Source organism: Delftia deserti, assembly GCF_042653485.1.
Lineage (GTDB): Bacteria > Pseudomonadota > Gammaproteobacteria > Burkholderiales > Burkholderiaceae_C > Comamonas > Comamonas acidovorans.
Map to the genome: position 1 here is coordinate 203,284 of NZ_JBHSIH010000001.1, position 26,533 is coordinate 229,816.

The 26,533-nt window shown below is 68.4% G+C and carries 25 protein-coding genes and 1 riboswitch; of the genes, 15 read left to right on the forward strand and 10 right to left on the reverse strand.

Annotation, left to right across the window (positions count from 1 at the left end; translation table 11 throughout):
• Positions 1-50 precede the first annotated feature (50 nt).
• From ACFPFG_RS00970 to ACFPFG_RS00980, 3 genes are all read right to left on the reverse strand, one after another.
• Positions 51-446, reverse strand: coding sequence for a cupin domain-containing protein (locus ACFPFG_RS00970; protein ID WP_380104456.1), 396 nt, complete (start codon positions 444-446; stop codon positions 51-53).
• Positions 431-1,675: a CaiB/BaiF CoA transferase family protein gene (locus ACFPFG_RS00975; protein WP_380110197.1), complete on the reverse strand. Its 1,245-nt coding sequence runs from the start codon at positions 1,673-1,675 to the stop codon at positions 431-433. Before ACFPFG_RS00975 ends, ACFPFG_RS00970 begins: the two co-directional genes overlap by 16 nt.
• Before the next feature lie 86 nt (positions 1,676-1,761).
• Positions 1,762-2,745, reverse strand: coding sequence for a Bug family tripartite tricarboxylate transporter substrate binding protein (locus ACFPFG_RS00980; RefSeq protein ID WP_380104458.1), 984 nt, complete (start codon positions 2,743-2,745; stop codon positions 1,762-1,764).
• 233 nt (positions 2,746-2,978) lie between these two features.
• Here ACFPFG_RS00980 and ACFPFG_RS00985 point away from each other — a divergent pair, with 233 nt between their 5' ends.
• From ACFPFG_RS00985 to ACFPFG_RS01005, 5 genes are all read left to right on the forward strand, one after another.
• Positions 2,979-3,431: an SRPBCC family protein gene (locus tag ACFPFG_RS00985; RefSeq protein ID WP_197956318.1), complete on the forward strand. Its 453-nt coding sequence runs from the start codon at positions 2,979-2,981 to the stop codon at positions 3,429-3,431.
• A 100-nt stretch (positions 3,432-3,531) separates the two neighbouring features.
• Entirely contained in the window at positions 3,532-3,861 is a 330-nt protein-coding gene (locus ACFPFG_RS00990; protein WP_013802496.1) for a cupin domain-containing protein, read from the forward strand.
• Positions 3,862-4,061: 200 nt separating this feature from the next.
• Positions 4,062-4,592, forward strand: coding sequence for a sigma-70 family RNA polymerase sigma factor (locus ACFPFG_RS00995; RefSeq protein ID WP_380104460.1), 531 nt, complete (start codon positions 4,062-4,064; stop codon positions 4,590-4,592).
• The gene (locus ACFPFG_RS01000) at positions 4,589-5,581 is read left to right on the forward strand and encodes a FecR domain-containing protein (protein ID WP_380104462.1); all 993 of its coding nucleotides are present in this window, start codon (positions 4,589-4,591) and stop codon (positions 5,579-5,581) included. The genes ACFPFG_RS00995 and ACFPFG_RS01000 overlap by 4 nt, the downstream gene beginning before the upstream one ends.
• A 191-nt stretch (positions 5,582-5,772) precedes the next feature.
• Positions 5,773-8,208: a TonB-dependent siderophore receptor gene (locus tag ACFPFG_RS01005; RefSeq protein ID WP_380104464.1), complete on the forward strand. Its 2,436-nt coding sequence runs from the start codon at positions 5,773-5,775 to the stop codon at positions 8,206-8,208.
• A gap of 9 nt (positions 8,209-8,217) precedes the next feature.
• On the opposite strand, the gene ACFPFG_RS01010 is transcribed toward ACFPFG_RS01005, so the two are convergent.
• Together ACFPFG_RS01010 and ACFPFG_RS01015 are read right to left on the reverse strand one after the other, a co-directional pair.
• A complete protein-coding gene (locus ACFPFG_RS01010; protein ID WP_380104466.1) occupies positions 8,218-9,015 on the reverse strand; it encodes a hypothetical protein in 798 nt (265 codons plus the stop codon).
• Positions 9,016-9,135: 120 nt separating this feature from the next.
• Positions 9,136-10,647: an aminotransferase-like domain-containing protein gene (locus ACFPFG_RS01015; protein WP_380104468.1), complete on the reverse strand. Its 1,512-nt coding sequence runs from the start codon at positions 10,645-10,647 to the stop codon at positions 9,136-9,138.
• A gap of 126 nt (positions 10,648-10,773) precedes the next feature.
• Between ACFPFG_RS01015 and ACFPFG_RS01020 the strand changes: the two genes are divergently transcribed.
• Positions 10,774-11,409: a LysE family translocator gene (locus ACFPFG_RS01020; RefSeq protein WP_197956321.1), complete on the forward strand. Its 636-nt coding sequence runs from the start codon at positions 10,774-10,776 to the stop codon at positions 11,407-11,409.
• A gap of 14 nt (positions 11,410-11,423) precedes the next feature.
• Here ACFPFG_RS01020 and mnmH read toward each other — a convergent pair whose 3' ends face one another.
• From mnmH to ACFPFG_RS01035, 3 genes are all read right to left on the reverse strand, one after another.
• Complete coding sequence (mnmH, locus tag ACFPFG_RS01025) at positions 11,424-12,488, reverse strand: tRNA 2-selenouridine(34) synthase MnmH (RefSeq protein WP_183017977.1); 1,065 nt, start codon at positions 12,486-12,488, stop codon at positions 11,424-11,426.
• Positions 12,489-12,714: 226 nt separating this feature from the next.
• Entirely contained in the window at positions 12,715-13,851 is a 1,137-nt protein-coding gene (locus ACFPFG_RS01030) for a serine hydrolase domain-containing protein (RefSeq protein ID WP_380104470.1), read from the reverse strand.
• A gap of 35 nt (positions 13,852-13,886) precedes the next feature.
• On the reverse strand, positions 13,887-14,519 hold the full coding sequence (locus ACFPFG_RS01035; protein ID WP_312376433.1) for a retropepsin-like aspartic protease family protein: 633 nt from the start codon (positions 14,517-14,519) through the stop codon (positions 13,887-13,889).
• A 78-nt stretch (positions 14,520-14,597) separates the two neighbouring features.
• On the opposite strand from ACFPFG_RS01035, the gene ACFPFG_RS01040 reads away from it, so the two are divergent.
• Together ACFPFG_RS01040 and ACFPFG_RS01045 are read left to right on the forward strand one after the other, a co-directional pair.
• Complete coding sequence (locus ACFPFG_RS01040) at positions 14,598-15,368, forward strand: DsbA family protein (RefSeq protein WP_380104472.1); 771 nt, start codon at positions 14,598-14,600, stop codon at positions 15,366-15,368.
• 97 nt (positions 15,369-15,465) lie between these two features.
• Positions 15,466-15,561, forward strand: a riboswitch (cyclic di-GMP riboswitch).
• A gap of 97 nt (positions 15,562-15,658) precedes the next feature.
• Positions 15,659-18,028, forward strand: a complete 2,370-nt coding sequence (locus tag ACFPFG_RS01045; protein ID WP_380104474.1) for a S53 family peptidase — start codon at positions 15,659-15,661, stop codon at positions 18,026-18,028.
• Between the two features lie 48 nt (positions 18,029-18,076).
• Here the strand turns inward: ACFPFG_RS01045 and icd are convergent, their stop codons facing one another.
• Complete coding sequence (gene icd, locus ACFPFG_RS01050; protein ID WP_183017973.1) at positions 18,077-19,339, reverse strand: NADP-dependent isocitrate dehydrogenase; 1,263 nt, start codon at positions 19,337-19,339, stop codon at positions 18,077-18,079.
• 209 nt (positions 19,340-19,548) lie between these two features.
• Here icd and ACFPFG_RS01055 point away from each other — a divergent pair, with 209 nt between their 5' ends.
• The 7 genes from ACFPFG_RS01055 (at position 19,549) to ACFPFG_RS01085 (ending at position 25,993) form a co-directional block, all read left to right on the forward strand.
• The gene (locus ACFPFG_RS01055; RefSeq protein ID WP_012205488.1) at positions 19,549-19,770 is read left to right on the forward strand and encodes a hypothetical protein; all 222 of its coding nucleotides are present in this window, start codon (positions 19,549-19,551) and stop codon (positions 19,768-19,770) included.
• A 215-nt stretch (positions 19,771-19,985) separates the two neighbouring features.
• On the forward strand, positions 19,986-20,438 hold the full coding sequence (locus ACFPFG_RS01060) for a DUF192 domain-containing protein (RefSeq protein WP_232245930.1): 453 nt from the start codon (positions 19,986-19,988) through the stop codon (positions 20,436-20,438).
• A 9-nt stretch (positions 20,439-20,447) separates the two neighbouring features.
• Complete coding sequence (locus ACFPFG_RS01065) at positions 20,448-20,819, forward strand: DUF2946 family protein (RefSeq protein ID WP_183017971.1); 372 nt, start codon at positions 20,448-20,450, stop codon at positions 20,817-20,819.
• Positions 20,820-20,941: 122 nt separating this feature from the next.
• Positions 20,942-23,149, forward strand: a complete 2,208-nt coding sequence (locus ACFPFG_RS01070; RefSeq protein WP_380110199.1) for a TonB-dependent receptor — start codon at positions 20,942-20,944, stop codon at positions 23,147-23,149.
• A 14-nt stretch (positions 23,150-23,163) separates the two neighbouring features.
• Positions 23,164-24,696 (forward strand): PepSY domain-containing protein, encoded by a 1,533-nt coding sequence (locus ACFPFG_RS01075; protein ID WP_380104477.1) that lies wholly within the window; start codon positions 23,164-23,166, stop codon positions 24,694-24,696.
• Positions 24,697-24,719: 23 nt separating this feature from the next.
• Entirely contained in the window at positions 24,720-25,211 is a 492-nt protein-coding gene (locus ACFPFG_RS01080) for a MarR family winged helix-turn-helix transcriptional regulator (RefSeq protein WP_380104479.1), read from the forward strand.
• Positions 25,208-25,993, forward strand: coding sequence for a DNA alkylation repair protein (locus tag ACFPFG_RS01085; RefSeq protein WP_380104481.1), 786 nt, complete (start codon positions 25,208-25,210; stop codon positions 25,991-25,993). Before ACFPFG_RS01080 ends, ACFPFG_RS01085 begins: the two co-directional genes overlap by 4 nt.
• On the opposite strand, the gene fur is transcribed toward ACFPFG_RS01085, so the two are convergent.
• Positions 25,980-26,429, reverse strand: coding sequence for a ferric iron uptake transcriptional regulator (fur, locus tag ACFPFG_RS01090; protein ID WP_183017967.1), 450 nt, complete (start codon positions 26,427-26,429; stop codon positions 25,980-25,982). The genes ACFPFG_RS01085 and fur overlap by 14 nt on opposite strands.
• Positions 26,430-26,533 lie beyond the last annotated feature (104 nt).

Below are 26,533 nucleotides of genomic sequence, written 5' to 3' on the forward strand. Positions count from 1 at the left end.
TCTCCGTTGCTTGTTGCTGTTCGCTTGTAGTGTCCGTGGGGTGACGGCGCTCAGGCTGCCGGTCGGCGCACGCGCTCGGGGTTCTCGCCGTACGGCGGGCTGTAGAAGACCAGCAGGCGCACGGGCTCGGCGCTGGTCACGCGGAAGATATGCATGCAGTCCTCGGGGAAGAAGCAGGTGTCGCCGGGCTGCATGGCAAAGCTCTCCTTGCCGTGCGGGGTGTCGATTTCCACTTCGGCCGTGCCGGCCAGCAGGTAGCAGGCCTGTTCCATGCCGGGGTGGGCATGGGGCAGCGCGCCGCCGCCCTGCTCCAGCGTGCCCAGCACCAGTTCCATATGGCGCGCGCCCACGTTGGCGGCGCTGACCAGGCGCCGGTTGACGGTGCCGTGGTGGTTGGCGGGGCTGTAGCCGGGCACGTCCTGTTCGCGGATCAGATAGCGGGGCATGGGCGGTTTCCTTCTGTTTGTGCTTGTGTTTGCACTTGTGTTTGTGGTGGTGTGTCTTGCAGCGGGGCTGCCTGGCTGCAGGCACGGCTGGCCTGCAGGGCGGCCAGTTCGGCCTCGGTCAGGCCCGCGTCGCGCAGCACCTGCAGGGTGTGTTCGCCCAGGCGCGGCGCGGGGGCGGCGCGTTCTGCGGGCGGCGTGGCGCTCCAGCGCGTGGGGCTGGCCGTGGTGCGCAGCCGGCCTTCGCTGGGGTGGTCTATCTCGTGCACGAAGCCGGTGGCCTGGTGCTGGGGGTCGGCGATCAGGTCCTCGGGCGAGGCCATGGGCATGTTGGGCACATCGGCCGCGTCCAGCAGCGTGCGCCATTCGGCGGTGCTGCGCTCGGCCATCAGCCGCGAGACTTCGGCATAGACGGCATCGATGTGCAGGGCGCGCTGGCTGTGGGTGGCGAAGATGGGCTCGGCCATGCGCCCTGGCTGGCCTATGGCGGTGAAGAAGCTGTGCCAGTGCTTGTCGTTGTAGATGAGCACGCATAGATGGCCGTCGCGCGTACGGTAGGGCCTGCGGTGGGCCGTGAGCAGGCGCGCATAGCCGGGGCCGCCCAGCTGCGGCTCGAACGACAGGCCCGCCATGTGGTCGCCCAGGATGAACTGGGTCATGGCCTCGAACATGGGCACGACCACGGCCTGGCCCTTGCCGGTCTTCTCGCGCGCATAGAGGGCGGCCGTGACGGCGTAGACCGCGTGCAGGCCGGTGACGCGGTCGCCCAGGGTCATGGGGGCATAGGCCGGCTCGCCGCCGCCGTATTGCTGCGCCAGCCAGGGCACGCCGGTGGCGCCCTGGATGAGATCGTCATAGGCGGGCCGGGCCGCATGGGGGCCGCGCTGGTCGAAGCCGCAGCAGCTCACGTGGATGATGCGCGGGTTGCGCGCAGCCACGTCCTCGTAGGCCAGGCCCAGGCGCGCCATGGCCTGGGGCCGCACGTTGCTGATGAGCACGTCGCAGCCTTCGGCCAGGCGCAGCAGGGCCTCGCGCGCGGCGCCCTGCTTGAGGTCCAGCACCACGGAGCGCTTGCCCTGGTTGGCCTGCAGGAAGATGTGGCCCATGGCGGGGTTGCGCATGGGGCCGACGTGGCGCATGTTGTCGCCCTCGGGCGATTCGACCTTGATCACCTCGGCCCCCAGGCCCGCAAGGATCTGGGTGGCAAAGGGGCCCATGACCACCGAGGTCATGTCCAGCACCTTCACGCCGGCAAGAGGGCCTTGCTGTCCCTGCTGCTCCTGCTGCCCCTGCTGCGCTTCTTGCATGCCGGTCTCCCTCACTGCGCCTCGATGCCCGCCTGCTTGACCAGTTGCCCCCAGCGGGCCATCTGGTCCTTCACATAGGTGGCGAACTCGGCGGGCGTGGCCGTGGGCCAGACCTCGAAGCCGACCTGGGCCAATTGCTCCTGCACGGCCTTGTCCTTGAGGATGGCCTGCAGCTCGGTGTTCAGCCGCTCGGTGATCTCGGCCGACATGCCGGCCGGGCCGAAGATGCCGTTCCATGAGGTGATGTCGAAGCCCGGCAGCGTCTTGCCGATGGCCGGCACATTGGGCAGCAGGGTGGAACCCTTGGCCGCCGTCACGGCCAGGGTGCGCACGCGGTCGGTCTTGATCGTGCCCCAGGCCGAGCCCAGGTCGGCCACATAGACCTGGATCTGGTTGCCCATGAGGTCGGTCAGCGCCTGCGGGCTGGACTTGTAGGGCACCGAAGTGATCTGGGTGTGCGTGACGTACTTGAAGGTTTCCGAGGCCACCAGCGAGGTGCTGTTGGGCGTGCCGTAGGACAGGCGGTCGGGATTGGCCTTTGCGTAGTCGATCAGTTCCTGCACGGTCTTGGCCGGAACGGAGGGGTGGACCAGCAGCGCGAACGGCAGCTCGCCCACGCGCGCCACGGGCGTGAAGTCCTTGACGGGGTCGTACTTCAGGCCCTTGACCAGCCAGGGGTTGGCCGAGTGCGAGGTGTTGGTGGTCATGAACAGGGTGTAGCCGTCCGGCCTGGCCTTGGCCACATGGTTGGCGGCAATCTGGGCATTGGCGCCGGCCTTGTTGTCCACGATCACGGGCTGCCTGAGCCGCTCGCCCAGCCGGGTGGCCACCAGGCGCGCCACGGCGTCCGTGCCGCTGCCGGCCGCGAACGGCACGACCAGGGTGATGGGATTGGAGGGGTAACCACCCTGTGCCGACACGGAGGGCGCGGCCACGGCCGCAATGCTGCTGATAGCGCCAAGGGCCAGGGCCCTGCGCAACGGGGAATGCTTCATTTGCTTGTCTCCTGTTTTCTATCCTGTTTCCTATGGAAAGCGGCGCTGTGTATCCAGCGCTCGCCGCCATGGTGCGGGCGTCAATGATTCAAGTCCAATTCTTTAAAACCAAGCAAGGATTCGATTTATGAATCATTGAATCCTGCGTCAGGCTCCATGTCCCGCCTCTTGCGCAAGGACTGCATCGGTGCGAGGCTGGCAGCCTTGCACGACACCACGCCAAGGAGTTCCGCATGTCGCACACCGTCCACACCATCCGGCTGCACCGCGTCCTCAAGGCGCCGCCGCAGCGCGTGTACCAGGCCTTCACCACGGCCGCTGCCCTGGCCAAATGGCTGCCGCCCCACGGCTACGTCTGCGAGGTGCCCGAGTTCGACGCCCGGGTCGGCGGGCGCTACCGCATGGCCTTCGTCAATCTGTCCACGGGCGGGCGAAGCGGCTTCGGCGGGGAGTTCCTGGACCTGGAGCCCGGTCGGCTGGTACGCCATACCGACCGCTTCGACGACCCGCAACTGCCTGGCGAGATGATCACCACCATCACGCTGCGCGAGGTGTTCTGCGGCACTGAAATGGATGTGACCCAGGAAGGCGTGCCCGCCGTCATTCCCGCCGAGGCCTGTCACCTGGGCTGGCAGGAGTCACTGCAGTTGCTGACCCTGCTGGTGGAGGCCAGCGTGCCGGGCTGAGACCCTGCACAAGCCCCTGCTGTCACACAGCTGCGGTTGATGGATTGCGGTGCTTCGGAGGACAATGGCAGTATTGCCCGCCAACGCCCGGAGGTCCGCCATGGCCACCCCCTTTGCACTGACCGCTCAAGCCATCGATGTCCTGCCGTTTGGTGCGCGGCTGGCGGGCGCCCGGACCTGCGCCCTGTTCAAGTCCCAGGACATGGAGGTCATCCGCGTGGTGCTGCGCGCCAGCCAGTCGCTGCCGCCCCACAAGGTGCCGGGCAGCGTCAGCCTGCACTGCCTGGAAGGCGAGCTGGAGGTGATGCTCGGCGAAAGCCGCCAGTCCCTGCAGGCCGGCCAGCTGATGCACCTGCCGGCCAACATGGCGCATGCGGTACGCGCCATCGAGGACACCTCCGCTCTGGTCACCATCGTTCTGTGCAGCTGAACGGCTGACGCGGATCATGCAGCCTCGCGCGCGGCCTGCCCGCGTGCGAATGGTTGTGCCTGCGCTCCATTTGCGATTCATTCTCATTACCAAATCTATAATCACGCCTTTCTCGTTAGCTCACGCCATGGACGCAGCCGCCGCCGGCCCTTCGCAATGCATGACGAGCCCCGTGATTGCATTCGTTGAATGGACGCTCCATGGACGCGCAGATTTCCCAGTCCGCCAAGGCGACAACCAGCCTGGAAAGCCTGTACCACAGCCACCAGAGCTGGCTGCAGGGCTGGTTGCGGCGCCGGTTGGGCGACTCCTTCGACGCGGCCGACATGGCGCAGGACGTGTTCATGCGCCTGCTCACCCGCCAACCCGGCCCTGACGCAACCGGCCTGCGCCAGCCCCGCGCCTACCTGAGCACCATTGCCCATGGCCTGCTGGTGGACCACTGGCGCCGCCGCGAGCTGGAGCGCGCCTGGCTGGAGACCCTGGCCCTCATGCCCGAGGCGCAGGCCCCCTCGCCGGAAAGCCGGCTGATCTTCCTGGAAACCCTGGTCGCCATAGACCGCATGCTGAATGCCTTGAAGCCCCGCGTGCGCAGCGCCTTTCTGTGGGCGCAGCTGGAAGGACTCACCTGCCCGCAGATCGCCGAACGACTGGGCGTGTCCCTGGCCACGGCCGAGCGCTACATCGCAACGGCCCTGAGCCACTGCTACGCACTGCGCTTCGGGGCATGAGCAGCGATCTTTCGCCCGGCCTGATCGACGAAGCCATCCAATGGTCCGTACGGCTGGACTTCAACACGCCCAGCCCCGACACACGGCAGGCCTTCGAGCAATGGCTGCATGCGCAGCCCGCCCACGCCCTGGCCTGGGATCGGGTGCAATCGCTAAGGACTGACTTTGGCCGCATACCGCAACGCCTGGCACTGGACACGCTGGATGCAGCGCAGCGCCTGCGCCAGTCCCGCAGCGTCTCGCGCCGCCGCGCCCTCAAGCTGCTGTCCTTGTCTGGAATCGCCACGGCAACGGGCTGGATGGTCTACAGCCACACGCCTTGGCAGCGCCTGCTGGCCAGCGCCAGCACCTCGGTGGGCGGGCAGCGCACCGTCAGGCTGGACGATGGCAGCACCATCGTGCTCAACACGGACACGGCCATCCGCACGGAGCTGGACCCGCAGCAGCGCCTGGTGGTGCTCAGCCGTGGGGAAATCCTGGTGACCACGGGCGCCGACGAGACTGCACCCGGCCACCGGCCCTTCAGGGTGCGCACGCCGTTTGGCGATCTACAGGCCCTGGGCACGCGCTTTGTGGTCAGACTGCACAAGCATCGGGCCCTTGTCAGCGTGCAGGAGGGCGCCGTACGGCTGACGCCTGCAAAGGCCGCAGACAGCGCCGCACGGCAAACCGCGATGTCCGGCTCGCCGTGGTGGCTGTCGGCCGATGCCAGTACCCCGGCACCTCCCCCGGACTTTGGTGCGGACGACTGGGCAGATGGCGTGATGGCAGGCCGGGCCATCCGCCTGGGTGACCTTCTGGCGGAACTGGGGCGCTACCGCCATGGGCACATCAGTTGCGATGAGCGCGTGGCAGGCCTGCGCCTGTCGGGCACCTTCCATGTGCGCCAGACCGAGCAGGTGCTCCAGCTCATCGCGCAGACGCAGCCCGTGAGCATCAGCCGGCGTACGCGCTGGTGGGTTCATGTGGGGCCGGCATCCGGCCAGTGATTTCCACTTTTTTTCAGAAAAAGTGAGGGGATCCGGATTTTCGTACGGCCTGGGAATGAGTCCTTCAATCCTTTCCCGTATTCCATCCAGGAGAACCCAGCATGTCCCGTCATCACCCGCCCAGGCCCGGTAGCCAACCACAGTGGCGTCCCCGGCCGCTTGTCACCCTTGTGCAAGCCGCCGTCATCGGCATGGCGATGTCGACCCTCGTGCCTTCAGGCGCAGCATGGGCGCAGACGGCCACTGGCCAGGCCGGAGCGCTCACGCGCGATTTCAGCATTGCAGCAGGTCCGCTCGATGCGGCACTGGATCGCTTCTCCCGCGCAGCGGGCGTCAGCCTCTCCTATGACCCGGCACTGGTGGCGGGCCTGCGCACGGGCGGGCTGACCGGCAGCCACGGCGTGTCTGCCGGGTTGCAGCAACTGCTGGCGGGCAGCGGCGTGGCAGCCGTGCAGCAGCCTGGCGGAGGCTTTTCACTGAAGGCTGCCGCGCCCTTGCCTGCTGCGGCAGGTCCCACCCCACCCTCTTCCGCCAGCACGCTGCAGACCGTCAATGTGACGGCCGATGCGGAGCGCAGCAGCGCCACGGAAGGCACGGGCTCATACACCACGCCCAGCATGGCCAGCGCCACGGGGCTGAACCTGTCGCAGCGCCAGACGCCGCAGTCCGTGAGCGTGGTGACGCGCCAGCAAATGGATGACTTCCACCTGAGCACCCTGCAGGACATTGCCAAGGTCACGCCCGGGCTGTACGCCAAGAACCAGGCCGTGACCGATTCGGAGTCCACCTTCTACGCGCGCGGATTTGCGCTGGACCATGTGAATGTGGACGGCCTGCCGCTGGATGTGACGGGCTTCAATTCGCGCAATGTCTCGGCCGACCTGCTGATGTATGACCGCGTGGAGGTGGTGCGCGGCGCCACGGGCCTGATGGATGGCGTGGGCGCGCCTTCGGGCTCAGTCAACCTGGTGCGCAAGCGTCCCACGGCCCAGCCGCTGCTCAATGCCACGCTGGGCCTGGGCAGTTGGAACAACCGCCAGGCCTCGCTGGACGCAAGCCGTGCGCTCAATGCCAGCGGCAGCGTGCGCGCTCGCGTGGTGGGCGGCTGGCGCGACAGCGACAGCTTTGTCGATGTCACCAACACCCGCAATGCCAGCCTGTACGGCATCGTGGAAGCGGACCTCACGCCAGACACCACGCTGGGCGTGGGCGCCTACCGCCAGCGCACGCGCACCAAGGGCGTGTTCACGGGCCTGCCCACCCTGCCCGATGGCGGCCATATGGACCTGCCGCGCTCCACCTTCCTCAACAACGCGGGGTCTTTCCAGAACCGCGACAACGATGGCGTGTTCGTTGATCTGGAGCAGCGCCTGCGCAACGGCTGGACGGTCAAGCTGGGCATCAACCATGTCGAGGCCGATTCCGACATCCGCAACACCACCAACAGCCGCGTCGCGGGATCGACCACACAGCTGGAGCAGTCCGAGACGGGCTGGCGCTACGGCACACGCCAGACCGTGGCCGACCTGCGCGCCCGGGGCCCGGTCGAGTGGTTCGGGCGCGCGCACGAGATCGCCGTGGGCGCCAGCTACCGCAATGACAGCTCGCATGCGGCCGAGACCTGGGGGTCGTCAGCCTCGCGCATCGTCGACATTGCCACCTGGAATCCCTACTCCGCGCCCTGGACCGGCTCGGTGCCTGCCAATGGCGACCTGTGGGGCCGCAAGACGCGCGAAAAAGCCATCTACGCCAGCGGCAACTTCAGCCTGGCCGATCCGCTGCACCTGATTCTGGGCGGGCGTCTGGGCTGGTACGAGCAGGACACGACGGGCTGGTACACCGGCACGCCCAACTGGAAGCGCAGCCTGGACGAGAGCGCCAAGTTCGTTCCTTATGCGGGCCTGGTCTATGACGTGGATGACAGGCATTCGGTCTATGCCAGCCTGACACAGAGCTACCAGCCCCAAAGCTCGATGGACGTGCGGGGCAACACCCTGGACCCGATGACAGGCACCAACTACGAGCTGGGCGCCAAGGGCGAGTACTTTGACGGGCGACTCCATGCCAGCGCCTCGGTGTTCCGCATCACGCAGCGCAACCGTGCCGTGCGTGACGATGCCAATTGCCCCACCAGCGGCGCCATCAGTTGCTTTCGCGCGGCGGGCGAGATCCAAAGCGATGGCCTGGAGTTGCAGCTGTCCGGACTGCTGCAGCCCGGCTGGCAGGTTTCGGCCGGCTACACCTATGTGCGGGCGCGCTACACCAAGGACCGGATTGCCACCAACATCGGCCAGCGCGTGAGCACCGACGAGCCCCAGCATCTACTCAAGCTCTACACCAGCTATCGCCTGCCCGGCGAGTACGGGCGCTGGAGCCTGTACGGATCGCTGCATGCGCAAAGCAAGATGTTCCGCCGCGAAACCGGCTTCGAGACCACGCAGCGCAGCTACGCCCTGCTGGGCCTGGGCGTGGGCTACCAGGTCAATGCCAATGCCCATGTGCAGCTGAGCGTGGACAACCTGCTGGACCGTCGCTACTACCAGGATCTTGGCTATTCATGGTCGGGGGCCCTGGCGCGCTACGGAGCACCGCGCTCGGTGGCCGTGACGCTCAGCTACAGGCTCTGAGGCCGCGCCTCAACGCACGGGCAGGAACTGCATGAACGGCCCAGCCACCAGCCCCTGCCCATAGCCGATGAAGGAGCGCCTGTAGCGCTCGGTGGTGTAGTTGGCGATCAGGTCCAGCCGGCCGATGATCTTGCCCATCTCGCGCTCGAAGCTCAGGTTGCGCGCGTCGTCGCCCAGGTGGTTGGACAGCAGCAGCGGCCCGCCCGCTGCGTTGCGCCGCGAGTTGAGTATCCAGTTGGCCACTTCCACGTTGCGTGCGGCGTTGTAGATCAGCTGCGGGTCCAGCCCGTGGACCAGGGTGAAGCTGGTGCGCCCGCCATGGGCGGTGATGATGGTGTCGGCCAGCGCATGGACGAAGGCGGCCACGCGGTCGCCCTTGAAGTCGGGCTGCAGCGCCAGCGAGAGCGCGGCCACGTCCTGGGCGCCGCGCAGGTCGGCCCAGGGCTGGCGCTCGGTGATGGCGATGCGCACGTAGGCGGATGCGGCCTCGCGGCTTTCAGCGGTTTTCTTCCACTCGGCGGGGTTGCGCAGGTAGAGCTTGTCCATGATGCGCATCAGGCTGTCCAGATTCTCCTTCATGGCCAGCGTGGCCATGCGGTTGCTGTCGGACTGCACGATTTCGCTGGGCTCGAACGAGGCACCCTCCACCTTGCCGCGCGGCGCGGGCGTGTCGGCACAGCCCGCTGTCAGCAGCAGCGCCAGCACCGGCGCCAGGCGGCGCGCCGTGCCACCTCCCGGTCGGGGCTGGCTGTCGTTCACCCCGGCTCTGCGGCCGGCCCTCCCCGGCAAGACAAGCTCAATAGTCATCCCGGAACGATAGCAGCGGACTACCGGGGCGCCGAAGCCCGATGCTCTGTCTTACATGCCCTGGCACCGGCAGCGTCAACCTCCCGTCAGGCAGCGTTGCTGCACCATCCCGTCATCCAGTCATCCACCACCGCCCCGGTGCTGCGCCAGCAGGTGGCCGAGGATCTTCCAGGTCTGGGGCTGCTCCACCATGGGCACGGGAATGCGCAGCATGCTGCCCGCGGCCTGCCTGGGCGAAAACAGCAGGCCCGGTGCCAGCAGCAGGCCCTGCGGCGCGGCATGGCGGGCCAGCACCTCCGAGTCCACGCCGCAGTCCACCCAGGCGAACATGCCGGCCTGCGGTTCGTGCGGGGCCCGGCAGTCCAGGGCTTCGAGCATGCGCAGGCAGCGGTTGCGCGCGCGGTCCACGCGCTCGCGCAGGCGGTCCACATGCTTGCGGTACTGGCCATCGGCCAGCACGCGGTGCACCACCTGCTCGCCCGGCAGCGCCGTGGTCAGCCCGCCCAGCAGCTTGAGGTCGGTCAGCCGCCGTATCAGATCGGTGTGTGCCGCGACATAGCCCACGCGCAGGCTGCCGGCCAGGGTCTTGGAGTAGCCGCCCACCAGGAGCACGCGCTGCAGCCGGTCCATGGCGGCCAGGCGCACGGGCACGCCGGGCAGGAAGTCGGAGTAGGTGTCGTCCTCGGCCAGGTAGAAGTCGTGGCGCTCGGCAATGCGCAGCACCTCGTGGGCCACGCCAGCCGACAGGGTCTGGCCCGTGGGGTTGTGCACGGCCGTGTTCAGGATGAAAAGCCGGGGCTGGTGCTGGCGGGCCAGCCGCTCCAGCGCCTCCACATCAGGGCCGCCGGGCAGGCGGGGCACGCCGACCACGTTCACGCCCAGGGCGTTGAGCCGGCCGAAGATGAGAAACCAGCCGGGGTCTTCCACCAGCACGGTATCGCCAGGGCGCACCAGGCTGCGCACGATGAGGTCCAGCCCCTGCGTGACGCCGGCCACGGTCATCAGGTGGGCCTCGGGGTGGGCAGGCACGTCCTGGGCCTGCAGCACCGAGGCGATCTGCTGGCGCAGCGGCAGATAGCCCTGGGGCACGCCATAGGTCAGCAGGCCCGGTCCCGTGCTGCGGCCCACGGCGCGCAGGGCCGAGGCCAGCATTTCCTGGTCCAGCCAGTCGGGCGGCAGCATGCCGGCGCCGCCCGAGTGTTCCATGCCTTCGCGGAACATGCTGCGCAACAGAAAGGCGGTATCGAAGGCAGCGCCCTGCTCCAGCGTGGGCAGGCCCTGGCTGGCGCGCGGCACGGCCTGGGCCGCGCGCCGGGCGCTGACGAAGACACCCGAGCCGCGCCGGGAATGCACCAGGCCCTGGGCAGCCAGCCGGTCGTAGGCCTGGACCACGGTATCGCGGCTGACGCCAGCCTGCTGTGCCAGCGCGCGCACCGAGGGCAGCCGCGAGCCCGCGCGCAGGCCATGGTGGCGGATGAGACCTCCGTAATGGTCCACGAGCTGATCGACCAGCGAGAGATCGGAGGACCGCAGCGGACGCCAGGGTGCAGCGGCCTGGAAAGCCGTATCGGAGGATGCGCGCGGTGCCTGCGGTGTATTCGGCATGGCGGCCGGATCGAGTGTCAGGGTCATACGGGCAGGCCAGTTGGCAAATTGTTATGGCAAAGTGTACTGCTACTGTACCGAAAGCTGCCATTAGCATGGCCTGACGGCGCCGCGGCCTGCGGCATGCGCAGACAGGGCGCCGGATTCCCAGCCTTGCCTTCTGACACCATGCCCTTCGATACCGCCCACACCTCGTTCCTGCTGCCGCTGGCCATGTTCTCCTTCGTCAGCTCCGTCACGCCCGGCCCCAACAATGTGATGCTGACGGCCTCGGGTGCCAGCTTCGGCTACCGCCGCACGGTGCCCCACATGCTGGGCATCACCATGGGCGTGGTGGTCATGGTGCTGCTGGTGGGCGCGGGCCTGGGCGCGGTGTTCGAACGCCTGCCGGTGATCTACACCGCGCTCAAGTACCTGGGTGCGGCCTACCTGGTCTGGCTGGCGTGGAAGATTGCGGGCAGCGGCGGCATCGACGGCGGCAACGCGGGCGCCCGGCCCTTCGGGTTCTGGCAGGCGGCGGCCTTCCAGTGGGTCAACCCCAAGGCCTGGATCATGGCCATCGGCGTGATTGCCACGTACACGCCGCGCGAGGATTTCTTCATCAACCTGGTGCTGGCGGCCCTGGTGCTGGGCATCGTGAACTATCCCAGCGTCAGCGTCTGGACGCTGTTCGGCAGCGCCGTGGGGCGCGCACTGCGCTCGCCGCAGGCACTGCGCCGCTTCAACTGGTGCATGGCGGCCCTGCTGCTGGTGTCGCTGTACCCGGTGCTGGCCGACTCACCGGCCTGAACCACAAGGTCGGCTCACCCGGCTGATGCCGCATCCAGCGCCAGTATCTGGCGCGCCAGCGCGGCGATGCCGGCCTCGCTGAGGTCGTCGGCCTGCACCCTGCGGCGCGTGCGCCACTGCGTGAAATGCCGCTCCTGCGAGCGCTCGTAGTGCGGGTCGTAGTGCTGGGCCATGAGTTCGGAGAACAGCGGCGAGAGGCTGCGCTCATGCGCCCAGGCCTGCCAGCGCGAGATGGTCTCCTTGCCCTGCAGCTCCTTGAGCCAGCCGAGCTTGTCGGCCAGCATTTGCGGATCGTCGCCCAGGTAGGCGTAGTCGCGCAGCAGGTAGGCCAGGCGCGCCTCGGGCGTGGCATCGAGCGCAATCACGGGCGACTGGCGCATGTGCTCGACCAGCACCAGTGGCAGGGACACGCGGCCGATCTTGGCGCTCTCGCCTTCCACGTACACGGTGCGCGACGGATCGAAGCTCTCCAGCTGCTGGGCCAGCAGCGTCTCGAAGTACTTCTGGCTGGGCTGCTCCACGCCGGGCAGGTTGCCCAGCAAGGAGCCCTTGTGGCTGGCATAGCCCTCCAGGTCCAGCACCTGCTCGCCGGCCTCGGCCAGGGCATGCAGCACCCGGGTCTTGGCGCTGCCGGTGGCGCCGCACAGCACCTGCAGGCGCAACTGGGGCACAAGGCGATCGATCAGCTCGATCACATGGCCGCGATAGGACTTGTAGCCGTTGGCCAGTTGCTGGGCATCCCAGCCGACCAGGCGCAGCCAGGTGACCATGGAGCCGCTGCGCAGGCCGCCGCGCCAGCAGTAGACCAGCGGCTTCCAGTTGGCGGGCTTGTCGGCGAAGGTTTCCTGCAGATGGCGCGCCAGATTGGCCGAGACCATGGCCGCGCCCAGGCGCTTGGCCTCGAAGGGGCTGACCTGCTTGTAGATGGTGCCGATCCGGGCGCGCTCCTCGTTGTCGAGCACGGGGCAGTTGATGGCGCCGGGAATGTGGTCCTGCGCAAATTCGGCAGGAGAACGGGCGTCGATCAGGGTGTCGAACTGGTGGCGGTCGGCGATGCGGATAGGCTGGCGGTGGGACACGGGCAAACGGTGATCTGGCGATCATGCGGGAGGCAGAAACAACCGGCGCCATGGCCTCAGGGGCTCATGGACCGGCACCGGAACCAGGAAAGTGGATCGAGCCTCGACACGCACCGGCCCGCCCCGCTTCGCGCCTTGCTTGCGCGAGCCGGGCATGCGGCCGACCTTGGAAACGGGGATTCTCGCACGCCCGACGTGCCCGCGCTCGGCTGTCAGGGCAAGGCTGTCAACGCAAGGCAGCGGCGATCAGGCCCTGCACGGCGGCCACGCGCTGCACCTGCTGGGGGCTGTCGTAGTTGCCCATGAAGACGGCATACACCAGCGAATGCTGGGGCACGACCACCAGCCGCTGGCCGCCCAGGCCGATGGCCATGTAGTACGCCAGGCCCGCGCGGGTCTGCCCCACATACCAGTGGTGGCCGTAGCGCAGGCCGGGCCAGGCGTCCACGCGCGGCAGCATGGATTGCACAATCCAATTCCGGGGCACCAGCGCCCGGCCCTGCCTTCCTCCTTGCCCTTCACCCGGCCACTCGCCCTGCTGCAGCACCAGTTGGCCGATGCGGGCCAGGTCGCGCGCCCGCAGGCGCAGGCCAGAGGCGGCGGCGGCCTCGCCGTTGGTGCCAGGCGTCCACTCGGCCTTGTCGATGCCCAGCGGGGCAAACAGCTTGTGGCGCGCATAGTCCAGCAGGGGCATGCCGCTGCCCTGCGCGATCAGATGGCCCAGCAGTGCCGTCGCACCGCCGCTGTAGCACCAGCGTTCGCCGGGCGGGGCGACGACGGGCTGCTCCAGCACGTAGCGGTAGCGGTCGCTGCTGCGCTCCATGGCGATTTCACTGTTGCGCGGGTCGGAGTACGGAATCTCCTCGTCCCATTGCAGGCCCATGGTCATGCCCAGGGCATGGGAGACCAGGATGCCGCGCCGGCCCTCATCGGCCGCCAGATCGCTGTAGGCGGGAAAGGCCTGGACCAGGGGCGTGTCCAGCGCGGGCACCTTGCCTTCGGCCAGGGCCATGCCGTACAGCAGGCCGACGATGCTCTTGCTGACCGAGCGCACATCGTGCAGGGAGTCGGTGTTGAAGGCCACCTTGCCCAGCGGCTCGCCCCAGCGTTCGTCCTCTCCCTCGAAATAGCGCTCCAGCGCCAGCCGGCCGTGGCGCATCACGACGAGGGCGTGCAGGTTCGCCAGCTCTCCGCTCTGCACGCCCCGGTCCAGGCGTTCGCCCAGATCGTCGGCCAGGCCGGTGCCTGTGGAAGAGGCACCGCCCTGCCCCACGCTGGCACAGGCCGTGCAGCCCAGCGCCGCCAGGGCTGCGCCCGTCTGCAGCCATCTGCGCCTGTCGATGCGAAAGCCGTTGTTTGTCATATCCCTCTCCCTTACTTACTTATTTACTTACGTACTTACAGCCTGGGCGAAGACCCGCTGCCGCGCGGATGGATCAGCATGCGGTCGCCGCGTATTTCCACGTCGAACTGGCGCAGGAAGTTCTGGCCCAGCAGCGCATCCCTGTCCGTGCTGCCGGTATAGCCCGTGCCCACGCGCAGGCCGCTGACCACCAGAGAGGCCACGCGCACCTGCTCGGCCACCACCATGCGGCCGTCGCGCTCGCCATTGGCGGTGCGAAAGCGCACGGGCTCGCCGCCGTCCAGGCCCGCACGCTCGGCCAGCGGCTCGGTCACGCCGACCATGCTGGCGCCCGTGTCCACCAGGAACATGACGGGCTGCCCGTTGACGGCACCTTCCACGCGGAAATGCCCGTCGCGGTCGCGCGCAATGGCCACGGTGCCATCGGCCTGGACCTTGACGCCGGCCGGCTTCAGGTACATCTGCATGGCCCAGTACAGCACGCCCATGACCAGCAGCCAGAACAGCAGAAAACCCAGCATGCCGCGGCGGGCGACGGACTGGACGCTGGGCTCGGCGGCCGTGCCGGCAGAGGAGGAAGCGGACGGATCGGGCGAACGCGGCGTGGATTTCAGGCGCATGGCAATGCAGACGGGATCGACGGTGGCAGCAAGGTGGCGGTCGCCCATTCTGCCTGCAGCCCCGCCCCGCCACGGCCAAGCCAATAGCCGCTACAGTGGGCGCCTTCATCACAGCCCGCTCCTGCCATGACCACGACCGCGCAGCCGCCCTTTGTCCTCCACTACATCTTCGACCCGCTGTGCGGCTGGTGCTATGCCGCCGCGCCACTGGTCAAGGCCGCGCGCAGCGTGCCCGGCGTCACGCTGCAATGGCATGGCGGCGGCATGCTCACGGGCGCCCATACCCGCACCATCACGGCCGACTGGCGCGGCCACGTGATGCCGCACGACCAGCGCATTGCCGAGATGACGGGCCAGCCCTTCGGCACGGCCTACTTCGACGGCCTGCTCAACGACCTGGGCGCCGTGCTGGACTCCGAGCCGCCGACCACGGCCCTGCTCGCCGCCGAAGAGGTCGCCGGCCGTGGCCTGGACATGCTGGCGCGCCAGCAGCAGGCCCACTATGTGGAAGGCCGCCGCATCAGCGACCCCGCCGTGCTGCAGGAACTGGCCCGGGACCTGGGCCTGGGCGGCCAGGCCTTTGCCCAGGCCTTCCAGCGCCTGTCCGGCGCTGCCACCCAGGCGCATATCACCGAGGCACGCGAATGGCTGGAACTGGCCCAAGGCCAGGGTTTCCCGACCTTTGCGCTGGAGTTCGACCACCCCGAGGCCGAGCAGCCGGGCCAGCGCGCCGTCCAGCGCATCGACATCGGGCCCTGGCTGGGAGATGCCGATGGCTGGGCCGTGCAACTGGGCGAGTGGGTCGAACAGGTGTCGGCACTTCAGGGTGGATCAGCTGCCCCCGCCGACGCGCCCGGATGTGATGCAGACGGATGCGCCCTGCCAGGGCAAGGCTGAGGACCCAGAGCACTTGCTGGAGGTGCACGGTTGCGCCAGTGAAAATCAGCATATTTGATAAAATACAATTTGATAAAAATATTAAATTTACCTACAATTTGTGAACCAGCACACCCGTACGAAAGGCGGGGTCGCAAAGCCTCCGGTCTACCCCCGCCCTTTGACGGGCGGGCATGACAGCGGGGTTGCCAGGTTCCGTCGTTCCTGCCGGCCCCTGCATGCGACTTCGCCAGGGCCGTGCATGGCCACAATTGACGGAGATCAGCATGGCACCCTGCCGCACGATTCGCTTGAACCTTTTCCTCGCACCACCGCGCTGGTGGGCTACCACGGCGCTGTGCGCAGCAGCCCTTTCAGCCTGCGGAGGGGGAAGCGACACGGCCTCCCCCTCCCAGTCGGTGGCCGGCCCGCTGGCCTCCGGCACGACGACCCTCGAGAACCTCGTGGTGCTGGACGACACCGTGGGCTCGGCCATAGCGCAGCCGCAGTTCCACATTGCCCCCGTATTTGTGGAGCCACCGCAGGGGCCAGGCGTCGCAGTTGCAGGCGCCGGGGCGCAGCTGCCGCCTGTGGCCAGCATCCTGCCGCCTCAGACCAGATCGCTGTCCACCCGCAGGCTCACCCCCGACGAGTTGCTGGCAGCCCAGCGCGGACAGCCATCCATGGAGATCACATCCCAGCAGGGCACGCCCACGCCCCTGGCCTCTGGCTCCATCGTGACCTACACCCCGGCGCAGGTTCGGGCAGCCTATGGCTTTCCCGCACTGGCACCGTCCGGCAGCCCACTCACACCGGCACAGGCAGCGCAGATGGGCGCAGGTCAGACCATCTACGTCGTGAATGCCTACCACAACCCCAACGTCGCGACCGAACTGGCCACCTTCAACCAGCGCTTCGGCCTGCCCGGCTGTACTGGCCGGGTACTGGCGCCCGCGACCCCGCTGCCCATGCCCGCGGCACCCTCGACAGGCTGCGAGCTGCTGGTGGCGTACAGCGACACATCGGGCCAGTTGGCGGCCAGCGCACCGGCCTACAACGCAGGCTGGGCCACCGAGATCGCGCTGGATGTGCAGTGGTCGCATGCCATAGCACCGCTTGCACGCATCGTTCTGATCGAGGCGCCTGACGCATCGACCAACAGCCTGCTGCGTGCCGTGCAACTGGCCAATGCCATGGGCCCGGGAGCGCTCTCCATGAGCTTCGGCACGGCCGAGGGCAGCTGGACCACCTCGGTGGACTCCGTGTTCGGCGCCAGCCAGATGACGTACCTGGCTGCCACCGGCGACTGGGGAGCGGGTGTGATGTGGCCTTCGGTCTCCTCCAGGGTGCTCGCGGTTGGAGGCACTTCGCTGAGCTACTCCGGGGCAGGCAGCCGCTCCGAGGTGGCCTGGTCGGGCACCGGAGGCGGCATCAGCGCCTACGTGCCCGCATCGGCCTACCAGCAAAGCGGCGTGCCGGGCGTGGGCGGGTTGAGCCGCCGCACCGTGGCCGATGTGGCAATGAACGCGGATCCGTCCACCGGGCACTATCTGGCCGTCATCCCCTCGGGCGGCACGGCCGTGCAGTGGGTCAGCGCCGGCGGCACCAGCCTGTCTTCCCCGATGTGGGCTGGACTGGTCGCCGTAGCCAACGCCATGCGCGCCCAATCTGCGCTGGCACCCCTGGGCAGCACCCAGCCCATGCTGTACGGCAAGGTGGCGGCAACGCCCACGAGCTATTCCAGGGCATTCGCCGACATCACCAGCGGCTCGCACGGCAGTTGCGCCACCTGTTCTGCGCGTGCAGGCTTTGACGAACTCACCGGCCTTGGCACGCCCAATGCCACGGATCTGCTCAGCGCACTGGGCGCCGCCACACCCGCTGCGGTGGCACCGATCGTGGCCGCGGCCACCATCTCGGGCGATGCCGGCAAGGCCCTGAGCTTCACCGTGTCGGCGACAGGCAGCAACCCGCTGAGCTACAACCTGGCAGGCGCTCCAACGGGAATGACGATCGCAGCCACGACCGGCATCGTCACCTGGCCAGCCCCCGTGGCGGGAAGCTACGCCATCACGGCCCGGGCCACGGACACAAAAACAGGCCTGACCGGGCAGGCGGCCTATACGGTCAGGATCGCACCGCCCCAGCCTCCCGTGGTCACCGGAGCCAGCATCAGCGGTACGGCCAACGTGGCGCTATCGTTCAGCGCCGCCGCAACCGCGCCCCACCCCGTCAGCTACAGCCTGGTCTCCGCGCCTTCCGGCATGGCCATCAGCACCACCGGCCTGGTGAGCTGGCCCAAGCCCGTGGCGGGCAACTACAACGTTACGGTGGTGGCCCGGGACACGGCGACCGGACTGAGCGGCAGCGCCGTCTTCACGGTGAAGGTGGCCGCCGCCGGTACAGCGGGCACCGGCCTGGCCATCACCGCCGCTGCCGTGCAGGGCAAGGCAGGCATCCCCCTGTCCGCAACGATCAGCGTGTCGGCGCCTGGCGCCACCTCCGTGTCCGTCTCCCTGTCCGGCGTGCCGCTGGGCATGGTGTTCGCGGCCCAGGGCTCCGCGATCAGCATGCGGTGGGCCCAGCCTGTGGCCGGCAGCTATGCGCTGCTGGTGGTGGCACGTGATTCCCTGGGCCGCAGCGCCCAGGCGACGGTGCCCGTCACCATCACGGCGCCTTGAGTTCGGCGCGGCCACGCGGGGCGGGTGGCCTCGCCGTGGCTGCGCAGTTCAGTCCATCTTGGAAATCATCACCTGGCCAAAGCCGGAGCACGACACCTGGGTGGCGCCGTCCATCAGGCGGGCGAAGTCATAGGTGACCTGCTTGCTCTGGATGGCCTTTTCCAGCGCGCTGATGACCAGGTCGGCCGCCTCGCGCCAGCCCATGTGGCGCAGCATCATCTCGGCCGAGAGGATTTCGGAGCCCGGGTTCACATAGTCCTTGCCCGCGTACTTGGGGGCCGTGCCGTGCGTGGCCTCGAAGCAGGCCACGGAGTCGGACATGTTGGCGCCGGGCGCAATGCCGATGCCGCCGACCTGGGCCGCCAGCGCGTCCGAGATGTAGTCGCCGTTGAGGTTGAGCGTGGCCACCACCGAGTACTCGGCCGGGCGCAGCAGGATCTGCTGCAGGAAGGCGTCGGCAATCGAGTCCTTGATGACGATGTCGCGGCCCGTGCGCGGGTTCTTGAACTTGAGCCAGGGTCCGCCGTCGATGGGCTGGGCGCCGAACTCGCGCGCCGCCAGCGCGTAGCCCCAGTCGCGGAAGCCCCCTTCGGTGAACTTCATGATGTTGCCCTTGTGGACCAGGGTCACGCTGGGCTTGTCATTGTCGATGGCGTACTGGATGGCCTTGCGCACCAGGCGCTCCGTGCCCTCGATGGACACGGGCTTGACGCCGATGCCCGAGGTCTCGGGGAAGCGGATCTTCTTGACGCCCATTTCCTTGACCAGGAAGTCGATGAGCTTTTTCGCGTTCTCGCTGCGGGCCTCGTACTCGATGCCCGCGTAGATGTCCTCGGAGTTCTCGCGGAAGATGACCATGTTGGTCTTCTCGGGCTCCTTCAGCGGCGAGGGCACGCCCTTGAAATACTGCACGGGGCGCAGGCAGACGTAGAGGTCCAGCTCCTGGCGCAGCGCCACGTTCAGCGAGCGGATGCCGCCGCCCACGGGCGTGGTCAGCGGGCCCTTGATGGAGACCACGTACTCGCGCAGGGCCTGCATGGTTTCTTCGGGTAGCCACACATCGGGGCCGTAGATGCGCGTGGATTTCTCGCCTGCGAAGACCTCCATCCACTGGATCTTGCGCTTGCCGCCATAGGCCTTGGCCACGGCGGCATCCACCACCTTGATCATCACCGGCGTGATGTCCACGCCGGTGCCGTCACCTTCGATGAAAGGAATGATGGGCTGGTCTGGCACGTTCAACGACATGTCGGCGTTGACAGTGATCTTCTGGCCCTCGGCCGGCACCTGGATGTGCTGGAAGCGGTTCATGGGGACGGGTCTCCGTTGGCTGGTGCACGAGGCAAGAGTGAATGCCCGGATCGGGCACGAATTTGGTGCAGAAAATTCTAACGACAATCGGGCCGCCCTCCTGTCAACGGCGATACAGTAAGCGCGTTGAGCATGTGCGGTGCATCAAGAATTTCGCACCGTTGTCTGATTCAACTTGGCTTCTACCGCTTTTCTAGGAAATGGCATATATGAAAAAACTCCTCGCTGTCCTGATCGCCGGTTCGTTTGCCGCAGGCGCCTTCGCACAGGCCGCCGCAGCACCCGAAGCGCCGATGTCGGCTCCCACGGCCGCTTCCGCAGCTGCTCCCGCTCACACAGCCAAGAAGGCCAAGGTCGCCAAGAGCGGCAAGCACTCCGGCAAGAAGCACGCCAAGCGCTCCACGAAGAAGGCACACAAGGCCGTGGCCTGATCCATGCCACGGGATGCCAGCCGGCATCCCCTCAAAAAAAGCCCGCAAGTCAGCAATGCCCTGCGGGCTTTTTGCCGCCCGCCCGGCCATGATGGCCCGGCCAGGCCGATTTTTGCGTCCGGCCATACTCCCCCTGCGACAGAATGTGCAAGATGACGAAGCCTTCGACCCCCCTCCACACATCCCTTTCACGCCGCGCGCTGCAGCGGTTGCTCATGGCCGCCTGCCTGGCCGGTGCCGCCGTATCGGCAGGCGCACAGCCCCAGGGCACCCCCCAGATGAATCTGCGCCGCGTGGAGTTGACGGCCGGGTTCCATCGCATCGATGCCCAGGTGGCCGCCTCGGACCGCGAGCGCGCCATCGGCCTGATGTTCCGCCAGGACATGCCCGCGCAGGAGGGCATGATCTTCGTCTTCGAGGTGCCCGCCGTGCAGTGCTTCTGGATGCGCAACACCCTGCTGCCGCTGACCGCCGCCTTCGTGGCCGATGACGGCACCATCGTGAACCTGGCCGACATGAAGCCCATGACCGAGGACTCGCACTGCTCGGCCAAGCCCGTGCGCTATGTGCTGGAGATGAACCAGGGCTGGTTTGCCAAGCGCGGCCTGAAGGCCGGCGTCAAGCTGGGCGGCAGCCTGTTCACGTCCACGCCTGCCGCCAAGCCATAATCACGGCCCATGCAAGCGCTTCGCTCCTCGTTCTGGCTCACCCGGCTGATATTGGCCTGGTTTGCCGTGACGCTGGGCGTTGCCGTGGCTTCGCCCCTGGTGAATCCACAGGGCTTCGAGCTGGTCTGCACGGCCAGCGGCGACGTCAAGCTGGTGGCGCTGGGCGACAGCGCAGCCCCGGGCATGGGCCACCACCAGCTCGACTGCCCGATGTGCCTGCCCGTCGGCGCACCACCGCCGGCCCTGCCACAGATGGCGATACCCCACCAGCAGCCGCTGGCCCACGCGCTGCTGCCGCTGGTGGCGGCGCACATTGCCTCCGTCACGCGCGCGCCGCTGCCGGCGCGCGGCCCTCCCGCACTGACTGCCGTGTTCTCTTGAATCGCCGCCGGGCCTGCTGATGCGCGCCCGGCCCGCCTGTGCCGCGCCTGCGGCCCAGGACTGCGCCGCCTGCGCGGCGCAAGACCCGGAGTCAGTTCGTGAATTCTTCCCCTTTCCCCGCGATGACGGCGCCGGTGCGCGCGTACACGCACGCCTTTCGTCTCCACCCCCTGGCCACGGCGCTGTACTGTGCGCTGGGCGCCGCATGGGCGCCTGCCGCACACGCGCAGGTCCTGGCCGAGGCGGCACTGCCCGCCGTCGAAGTCTCCGACCAGGCCACGGCCGACGCCAACGGACTGCTGCCGCTGAACAAGACCGTAGGCACGGCCAGCCGTCTGGGCCTGACGGCGCGCGAGACACCGGCCTCGGTGCACATCGTGGACCGCGCGGCCATCGAGGCGCGCGGCGCCCAGGACACGCAGGAGATCCTGCGCTCCATTCCGGGCGTCACGGCCTACAGCCCGCCCGGCAACATCGGCATCAGCTACCGGGGCTTCGGCACGGGCTCGGTCAGCCAGCTGTTCAACGGTATCAACCTGCAGTACTCCATTGCGGCCCGGCCCGTGGACAGCTGGATCTACGACCGGGTGGAGGCCATCGGCGGGGCCTCCGGCTTTCTCTACGGCGCAGGCGGCGTAGGCGGCACGCTGAACTACATCACCAAGCTGGCCCAGCGCGACAGCTTCACCGAAGGCCAGCTGCGCCTGGGCAGCTACGGGCTGAAGGAAGCCTCCGTAGGGCTGAACCGCCGCCTGGGCGATGCCACCGCCAGCCAGGGCACCACCCATTACCTGCGCCTGGACCTCAACCACCGCGATGCCGGCAGCTGGGTGGGCGGCACGCAGTCGCGCTCCACGCAACTGGCAGCCTCGCTGCTGTCCGACCTGGGTGGCGGCCTCACGCACACCCTGGCCTACGAGGCCCAGCATGAGCGCGTGGACCGCCCCTACTGGGGCACGCCACTGCTCAACCCGCTACGCGGCCAGGCCCGCATTGACGAGGCCACCCTCGGCAAGAACTACAACAGTGCCGACGGCCTGTATGCCCAGCGCGTGCAGTGGCTGCGCTCCATCACCGAATGGCGGGCCAGCGACCGGCTCAAGCTGAGCAACACCTTCTACGCCTATGACGCGCTGCGCGACTACCGCAACGTGGAGACCTACCGCTTCACGCCCGACAACAGCGCGGTGGTGCGCTCGGCCGCGCTGCTGCAGCGCCATGACCAGCGCATGGTGGGCGACCGCATCGAAGGCAGCTACCTGGGCGAGCTGGCCGGCCGGCGCAGCGAATGGGCCTTTGGCCTGGATGTGAGCGTGAACCGGCAGACGCGCTTTCCCAACAGCCTGTCGGGCACGGTGAGCACGGTCAATCCCTACGATTTCACGACAGAGAACTTCTACGACATTCCCGGCATGGCGCCCGGATTCAGGCCCGATCGCGACAACAAGGTCACCACCACCGCGCTCTACCTGGAAAACCGCACGGCCCTCACCCCGGCCCTGCACCTGCTGACCGCCCTGCGCCATGAACGCATCGATGTGGACCTGACCAACCGGCGCGATGTAACGCCCGCGCTGCCCGCCAGCTACAGCCGCAGCTATAGCCCGACGACCGGGCGCGTGGGCCTGGTCTGGGATGCCACGCCCGAGGCCAATCTCTACGCCCAATTCTCCACGGCGGCCGATCCGCCGTCGGGCATGCTGATGGGCGCCTCGTTTGCCGACGCCATCAACAACACCGGGCTGACCACGGGCCGCCAGGTGGAGGCGGGCAGCAAGCTGTCGTTCTGGCAGGGCAAGGGAACGGCGGCGCTGGCGGTCTATCACATCACGCGCCGCAACATCTCCACCCAGGACCCGCAGGACAGCACGCGCACGGTGCTGGTGGGCCAGCAGTCCTCGCGCGGGGTGGAGCTGTCCATGGGCCTGGCGCCCACGCCGCGCTGGTCCATCCAGGGCAACTGGAGCCATGTGGACGCGCGCTATGACAACTACCAGCAAGGCGGCGTATCCCTGGCCGGCAAGCGGCCCACGAACACGCCCGCCAGCGTGCTCAACCTCTGGACCAGCTACCGCATCACGCCCGCGCTGGAGGTCAACGCAGGGCTGCGCCGCGTGGGCGGTATCTATGCTGACGCGGCAAATACCCTGTCCTGGCCTGCCTACACCCTGCTGGACCTGGGCCTGAGCTACCGCATCGACCCGCGCATGACGGTGATCGCACGGCTGCGCAATGCCACGGACCGCGTCTACGCCGCCAGCCTGACCAGCACCATGGCCTACCTGGGGGCGCCGCGCACGGCCGATATCACGCTGCGCGTGGCGTTCTGAGCGAGGGCCGCGCCATGCGCCTTCACCTCAAACGCTGGCTGTTCCTGCTGCACCGCTGGCTGGGCATTGCCGTGTGCCTGTTCTTTGCGCTGTGGTTTGTCTCGGGCATGGTGATGATGTACGTGGGCTACCCCAAGCTCACCGAGGCCGAACGGCTGCGCCACCTGCCCCCGCTCGATGGCAGTGCCGCCCTGCTCGCGCCCGCCGAGGCGCTGCGCGCGGCCGGCATCGACGGCCCGCTCAAGGACCTGCGCCTGCATGCCGGCAGCGCCGGCCGTGCCAGCTACCTGGCCACGCCCGAGGGGCGGCGCCAGCCCGTGGCCATTGATGCGGCCAGCGGCCAGGTGCTGCCCGCCACCAGCCAGGCGCAGGCCCTGGCCAGTGCCCGCGCCTTCGCGGGGGACGGCACGGGCCTGCACTACCTGGGCACGGTGGATGAGGATGCCTTCAGCCACTCGCGCGCGCTGGACATCCACCGCCCCCTGCACCGCGTGCAGCTGGACGATGCCCAGGGCACGCTGCTCTACATCTCCGGCCGCACGGCCGAGGTGGTGCGCGATGCCACGCGCACCGAGCGCGGCTGGAACTACCTGGGCGCGTGGCTGCACTGGCTGTACATGTTCCGGGGCAATGCCTTTGATGGCGCCTGGGCCGACATCGTCAACGTGCTGTCGCTGGTCGGCATTGCCGTGGCCATCACCGGCACCGTGGTCGGGGTGATGCGCTGGCGGTTCAGGCAGCCCTACCGCAGCGGCCGGCGCACGCCCTACCCGGGCCGCGCCATGCGCTGGCACCATGTGGCGGGCCTGCTGTTCGCGCTGACCACGCTGGCCTGGATCTTCAGCGGCCTGATGTCCATGAACCCCTGGCGCCTGTTCGACACGGGCACGCCGCCGCTGCACATGGCCCGTTGGCAGCAGGGCCCGCTGCGCCTGACCGGGGACGACGCCACGCCACAGTCGCTGATCGCCGCAGCGGGCGGCCCCGTGCGCGAACTGCGCTGGCTGCGCACCGCAGGCCGCACCGAGGTGCTGGCCCAGCCCGCAGCCGGCACGCCCCTGGTGCTGGACAGCGCCAGCGCCGCGCCCGCAGCCCACTCGCGCGACGCCCTGCTGGCGCGCGCAGCCGTGCTGATCGACGCACCCGTGCTGCGCAGCGAATGGCTGACCGCGCACGACCTGTACTGGTACGAGCGCGCCGAGCACACCATGATGGGCGGCCATGACAAGCCCCTGCCCGTGCTGCGCGTGGTCTTTGGCGATGCCGCGGCCAGCTGGGTGCACATCGACCCGCACACGGGCCAGGTGCTGGGCCGGCTGGACGACACCCAGCGCCTCAAGCGCTGGCTGTTCGCCATGCTGCACAGCTGGGACTGGCTGCCGCTGCTGCAGCGCCGGCCGCTATGGGATGGGCTGCTGCTGGCCTTCAGCCTGGGCGGCCTGCTGATGAGCGCCACGGGCGTGCTCATCGGCCTGCGCCGGCTGCGCAAAAAGCGCAGCCATGGCGCCCGGATGCCGGCATCGGCCAAGGCGGGTGTATATGGTTAGCCGCCATACTGTATGCTTGCCACATGCAACTCGAACAGAAATACCAGGCCCTGCTGGCCGAGGCCGAGCGCCGCCGGCTGCCCGATGTGGACAGCATGCGGCTGTGCTTCCAGACCCTGTCCCTGGCTGCGCGCATCGACCGTGACTGCGCCGCGCTGCTGGCGCCCCATGGCCTGTCCGAAGGGCGCTTCGTGCTGCTGTTCCTGCTGGAATCCGCCAGCGAAGGCCTTGCGCCCAACCATCTGGCCGAGCAGGCCGGCATCACCCGCGCCACCGTGACCGGCCTGCTGGACGGCCTGGAACGCGAGGCCCTGGCCCAGCGCCTGCCCGACCCCGCCGACCGCCGCGCGCTGCGCGTGCAGCTCACCGCCAAGGGGCGCCAATTGGCGCGCAAATTGTTTGCCCAGCACAGCCGATGGATCGCCGGCCTGTTTTCCAACCTGACGCCCGCCGAACGCGGCCAGTTGGGAAAGCTGCTGGCCAAGGCCTGCGCAGGCGTGGAGGCCAGCGCATGACGGCGCCCGCCCCCCGGCGCAAGGGCGCCAACCGCACGGCCGACATCACTCCCGAACTGCTGCAGGCCCTGTCCCTGGGCGAGATCGAAACCGCCACGCTGACCGAAAGCCTGGCCGTGGACCAGGCCCGGCTGCTGCAAGCCGTCTTTCCCGACGCGTGGCCGCAGCTGCAGGACACGGCACAGGCGCTGGGCCAGCTCGGCATCCTCAAGCGCATGGAGTGCATTGGCGGCCTGCTGTGGCAGACGCTGGGCCAGGCTGGCTGGCAGCGCTGCCTCACGCACCGCTCTGACACGGTGCGCGGCTGGGCCTGCTTCATGGCGGGTGCGCAGCCCGGCCTGGACCTGCGCCAGCGCCTGGAGCTGGTGCAGCCGCTGGCCGATGACTCGCATTTCGGCGTGCGCGAATGGTCGTGGATGGGCGTGCGCCCGCATCTGGCCAGCGACCTGCCGCAGGCTGTGGCCGAGTTGTCCCGGTGGACAAGGCGGCCCTCCGACCGCCTGCGCCGTTTCGCCAGCGAGGCCCTGCGGCCGCGCGGCGTCTGGTGCAGCCATATCGCGGCGCTCAAGCAGCAGCCGGAGATCGCCTTGCCCCTTTTGCAGCGGCTGCGCGCCGATGCCTCGCCCTATGTGCAGGACTCGGTGGCCAACTGGCTCAACGACGCGGCCAAGAGCCGGCCCGACTGGGTGCGCGCCCTGTGCGCGCAATGGCTCGAGGAATCGCCCGTGCCCGCCACGCGCCGCATCTGCGAGCGTGCGCAGCGCAGCCTCAAGGAGAGCTAGCCTCCTGCCGGCCCGCCAGCCGCTCGCAGTCGGGCTTGACGCAGCGCCCGTAGAGGATGTGGGAGTGCTCCACGATGGCAAAGCCATGCGAGCGCGCCAGCAGCTTCTGGCGCTGCTCGATCACCGCATCATGGAACTCCTGCACCAGGCCGCAGCGCGTGCAGATCAGGTGGTCATGGTGCTCGCCGTCATCGAGTTCATAGACCGCCTTGCCCGCCGCAAAGCGCTGATGCCGCAGCAACCCGGCCTGCTCCAGCTGCGCCAGCACGCGGTAGACCGTGGCCAGGCTGGTGCCCCGGCCCTGGTCATGCAGCTGGCGGTAGACCTCCTCCGCTGCCAGATGACGCTGGTCCCCGTGGCGAAAGATGTCCAGTACCCACAGTCGCGCCAGCGTGGCCTTCAGCCCCAGGTTCTTGAGGTCAGCGGAATCGGACATGCAGCCCTTTCTTGTCTCAGTGATTCACGCCACTGCGCGCTACCAACCGTCCACGGTCCACGAGACTGGCGCACCCCAGCCCAGGGACACCGAGGAAGGGCAGC

Coding starts and splice junctions, on each gene's coding strand:
- ACFPFG_RS00970 (WP_380104456.1), bottom strand. CDS start 446: ATGCCCCGCTATCTGATCCGCGAACAGGACGTGCCCGGCTACAGCCCC.
- ACFPFG_RS00975 (WP_380110197.1), bottom strand. CDS start 1,675: ATGACCTCGGTGGTCATGGGCCCCTTTGCCACCCAGATCCTTGCGGGC.
- ACFPFG_RS00980 (WP_380104458.1), bottom strand. CDS start 2,745: ATGAAGCATTCCCCGTTGCGCAGGGCCCTGGCCCTTGGCGCTATCAGC.
- ACFPFG_RS00985 (WP_197956318.1), top strand. CDS start 2,979: ATGTCGCACACCGTCCACACCATCCGGCTGCACCGCGTCCTCAAGGCG.
- ACFPFG_RS00990 (WP_013802496.1), top strand. CDS start 3,532: ATGGCCACCCCCTTTGCACTGACCGCTCAAGCCATCGATGTCCTGCCG.
- ACFPFG_RS00995 (WP_380104460.1), top strand. CDS start 4,062: ATGGACGCGCAGATTTCCCAGTCCGCCAAGGCGACAACCAGCCTGGAA.
- ACFPFG_RS01000 (WP_380104462.1), top strand. CDS start 4,589: ATGAGCAGCGATCTTTCGCCCGGCCTGATCGACGAAGCCATCCAATGG.
- ACFPFG_RS01005 (WP_380104464.1), top strand. CDS start 5,773: ATGGCGATGTCGACCCTCGTGCCTTCAGGCGCAGCATGGGCGCAGACG.
- ACFPFG_RS01010 (WP_380104466.1), bottom strand. CDS start 9,015: ATGACTATTGAGCTTGTCTTGCCGGGGAGGGCCGGCCGCAGAGCCGGG.
- ACFPFG_RS01015 (WP_380104468.1), bottom strand. CDS start 10,647: ATGACCCTGACACTCGATCCGGCCGCCATGCCGAATACACCGCAGGCA.
- ACFPFG_RS01030 (WP_380104470.1), bottom strand. CDS start 13,851: ATGACAAACAACGGCTTTCGCATCGACAGGCGCAGATGGCTGCAGACG.
- ACFPFG_RS01035 (WP_312376433.1), bottom strand. CDS start 14,519: ATGGGCGACCGCCACCTTGCTGCCACCGTCGATCCCGTCTGCATTGCC.
- ACFPFG_RS01040 (WP_380104472.1), top strand. CDS start 14,598: ATGACCACGACCGCGCAGCCGCCCTTTGTCCTCCACTACATCTTCGAC.
- icd (WP_183017973.1), bottom strand. CDS start 19,339: ATGAACCGCTTCCAGCACATCCAGGTGCCGGCCGAGGGCCAGAAGATC.
- ACFPFG_RS01055 (WP_012205488.1), top strand. CDS start 19,549: ATGAAAAAACTCCTCGCTGTCCTGATCGCCGGTTCGTTTGCCGCAGGC.
- ACFPFG_RS01060 (WP_232245930.1), top strand. CDS start 19,986: ATGGCCGCCTGCCTGGCCGGTGCCGCCGTATCGGCAGGCGCACAGCCC.
- ACFPFG_RS01065 (WP_183017971.1), top strand. CDS start 20,448: ATGCAAGCGCTTCGCTCCTCGTTCTGGCTCACCCGGCTGATATTGGCC.
- ACFPFG_RS01070 (WP_380110199.1), top strand. CDS start 20,942: ATGACGGCGCCGGTGCGCGCGTACACGCACGCCTTTCGTCTCCACCCC.
- ACFPFG_RS01075 (WP_380104477.1), top strand. CDS start 23,164: ATGCGCCTTCACCTCAAACGCTGGCTGTTCCTGCTGCACCGCTGGCTG.
- ACFPFG_RS01080 (WP_380104479.1), top strand. CDS start 24,720: ATGCAACTCGAACAGAAATACCAGGCCCTGCTGGCCGAGGCCGAGCGC.
- ACFPFG_RS01085 (WP_380104481.1), top strand. CDS start 25,208: ATGACGGCGCCCGCCCCCCGGCGCAAGGGCGCCAACCGCACGGCCGAC.
- fur (WP_183017967.1), bottom strand. CDS start 26,429: ATGTCCGATTCCGCTGACCTCAAGAACCTGGGGCTGAAGGCCACGCTG.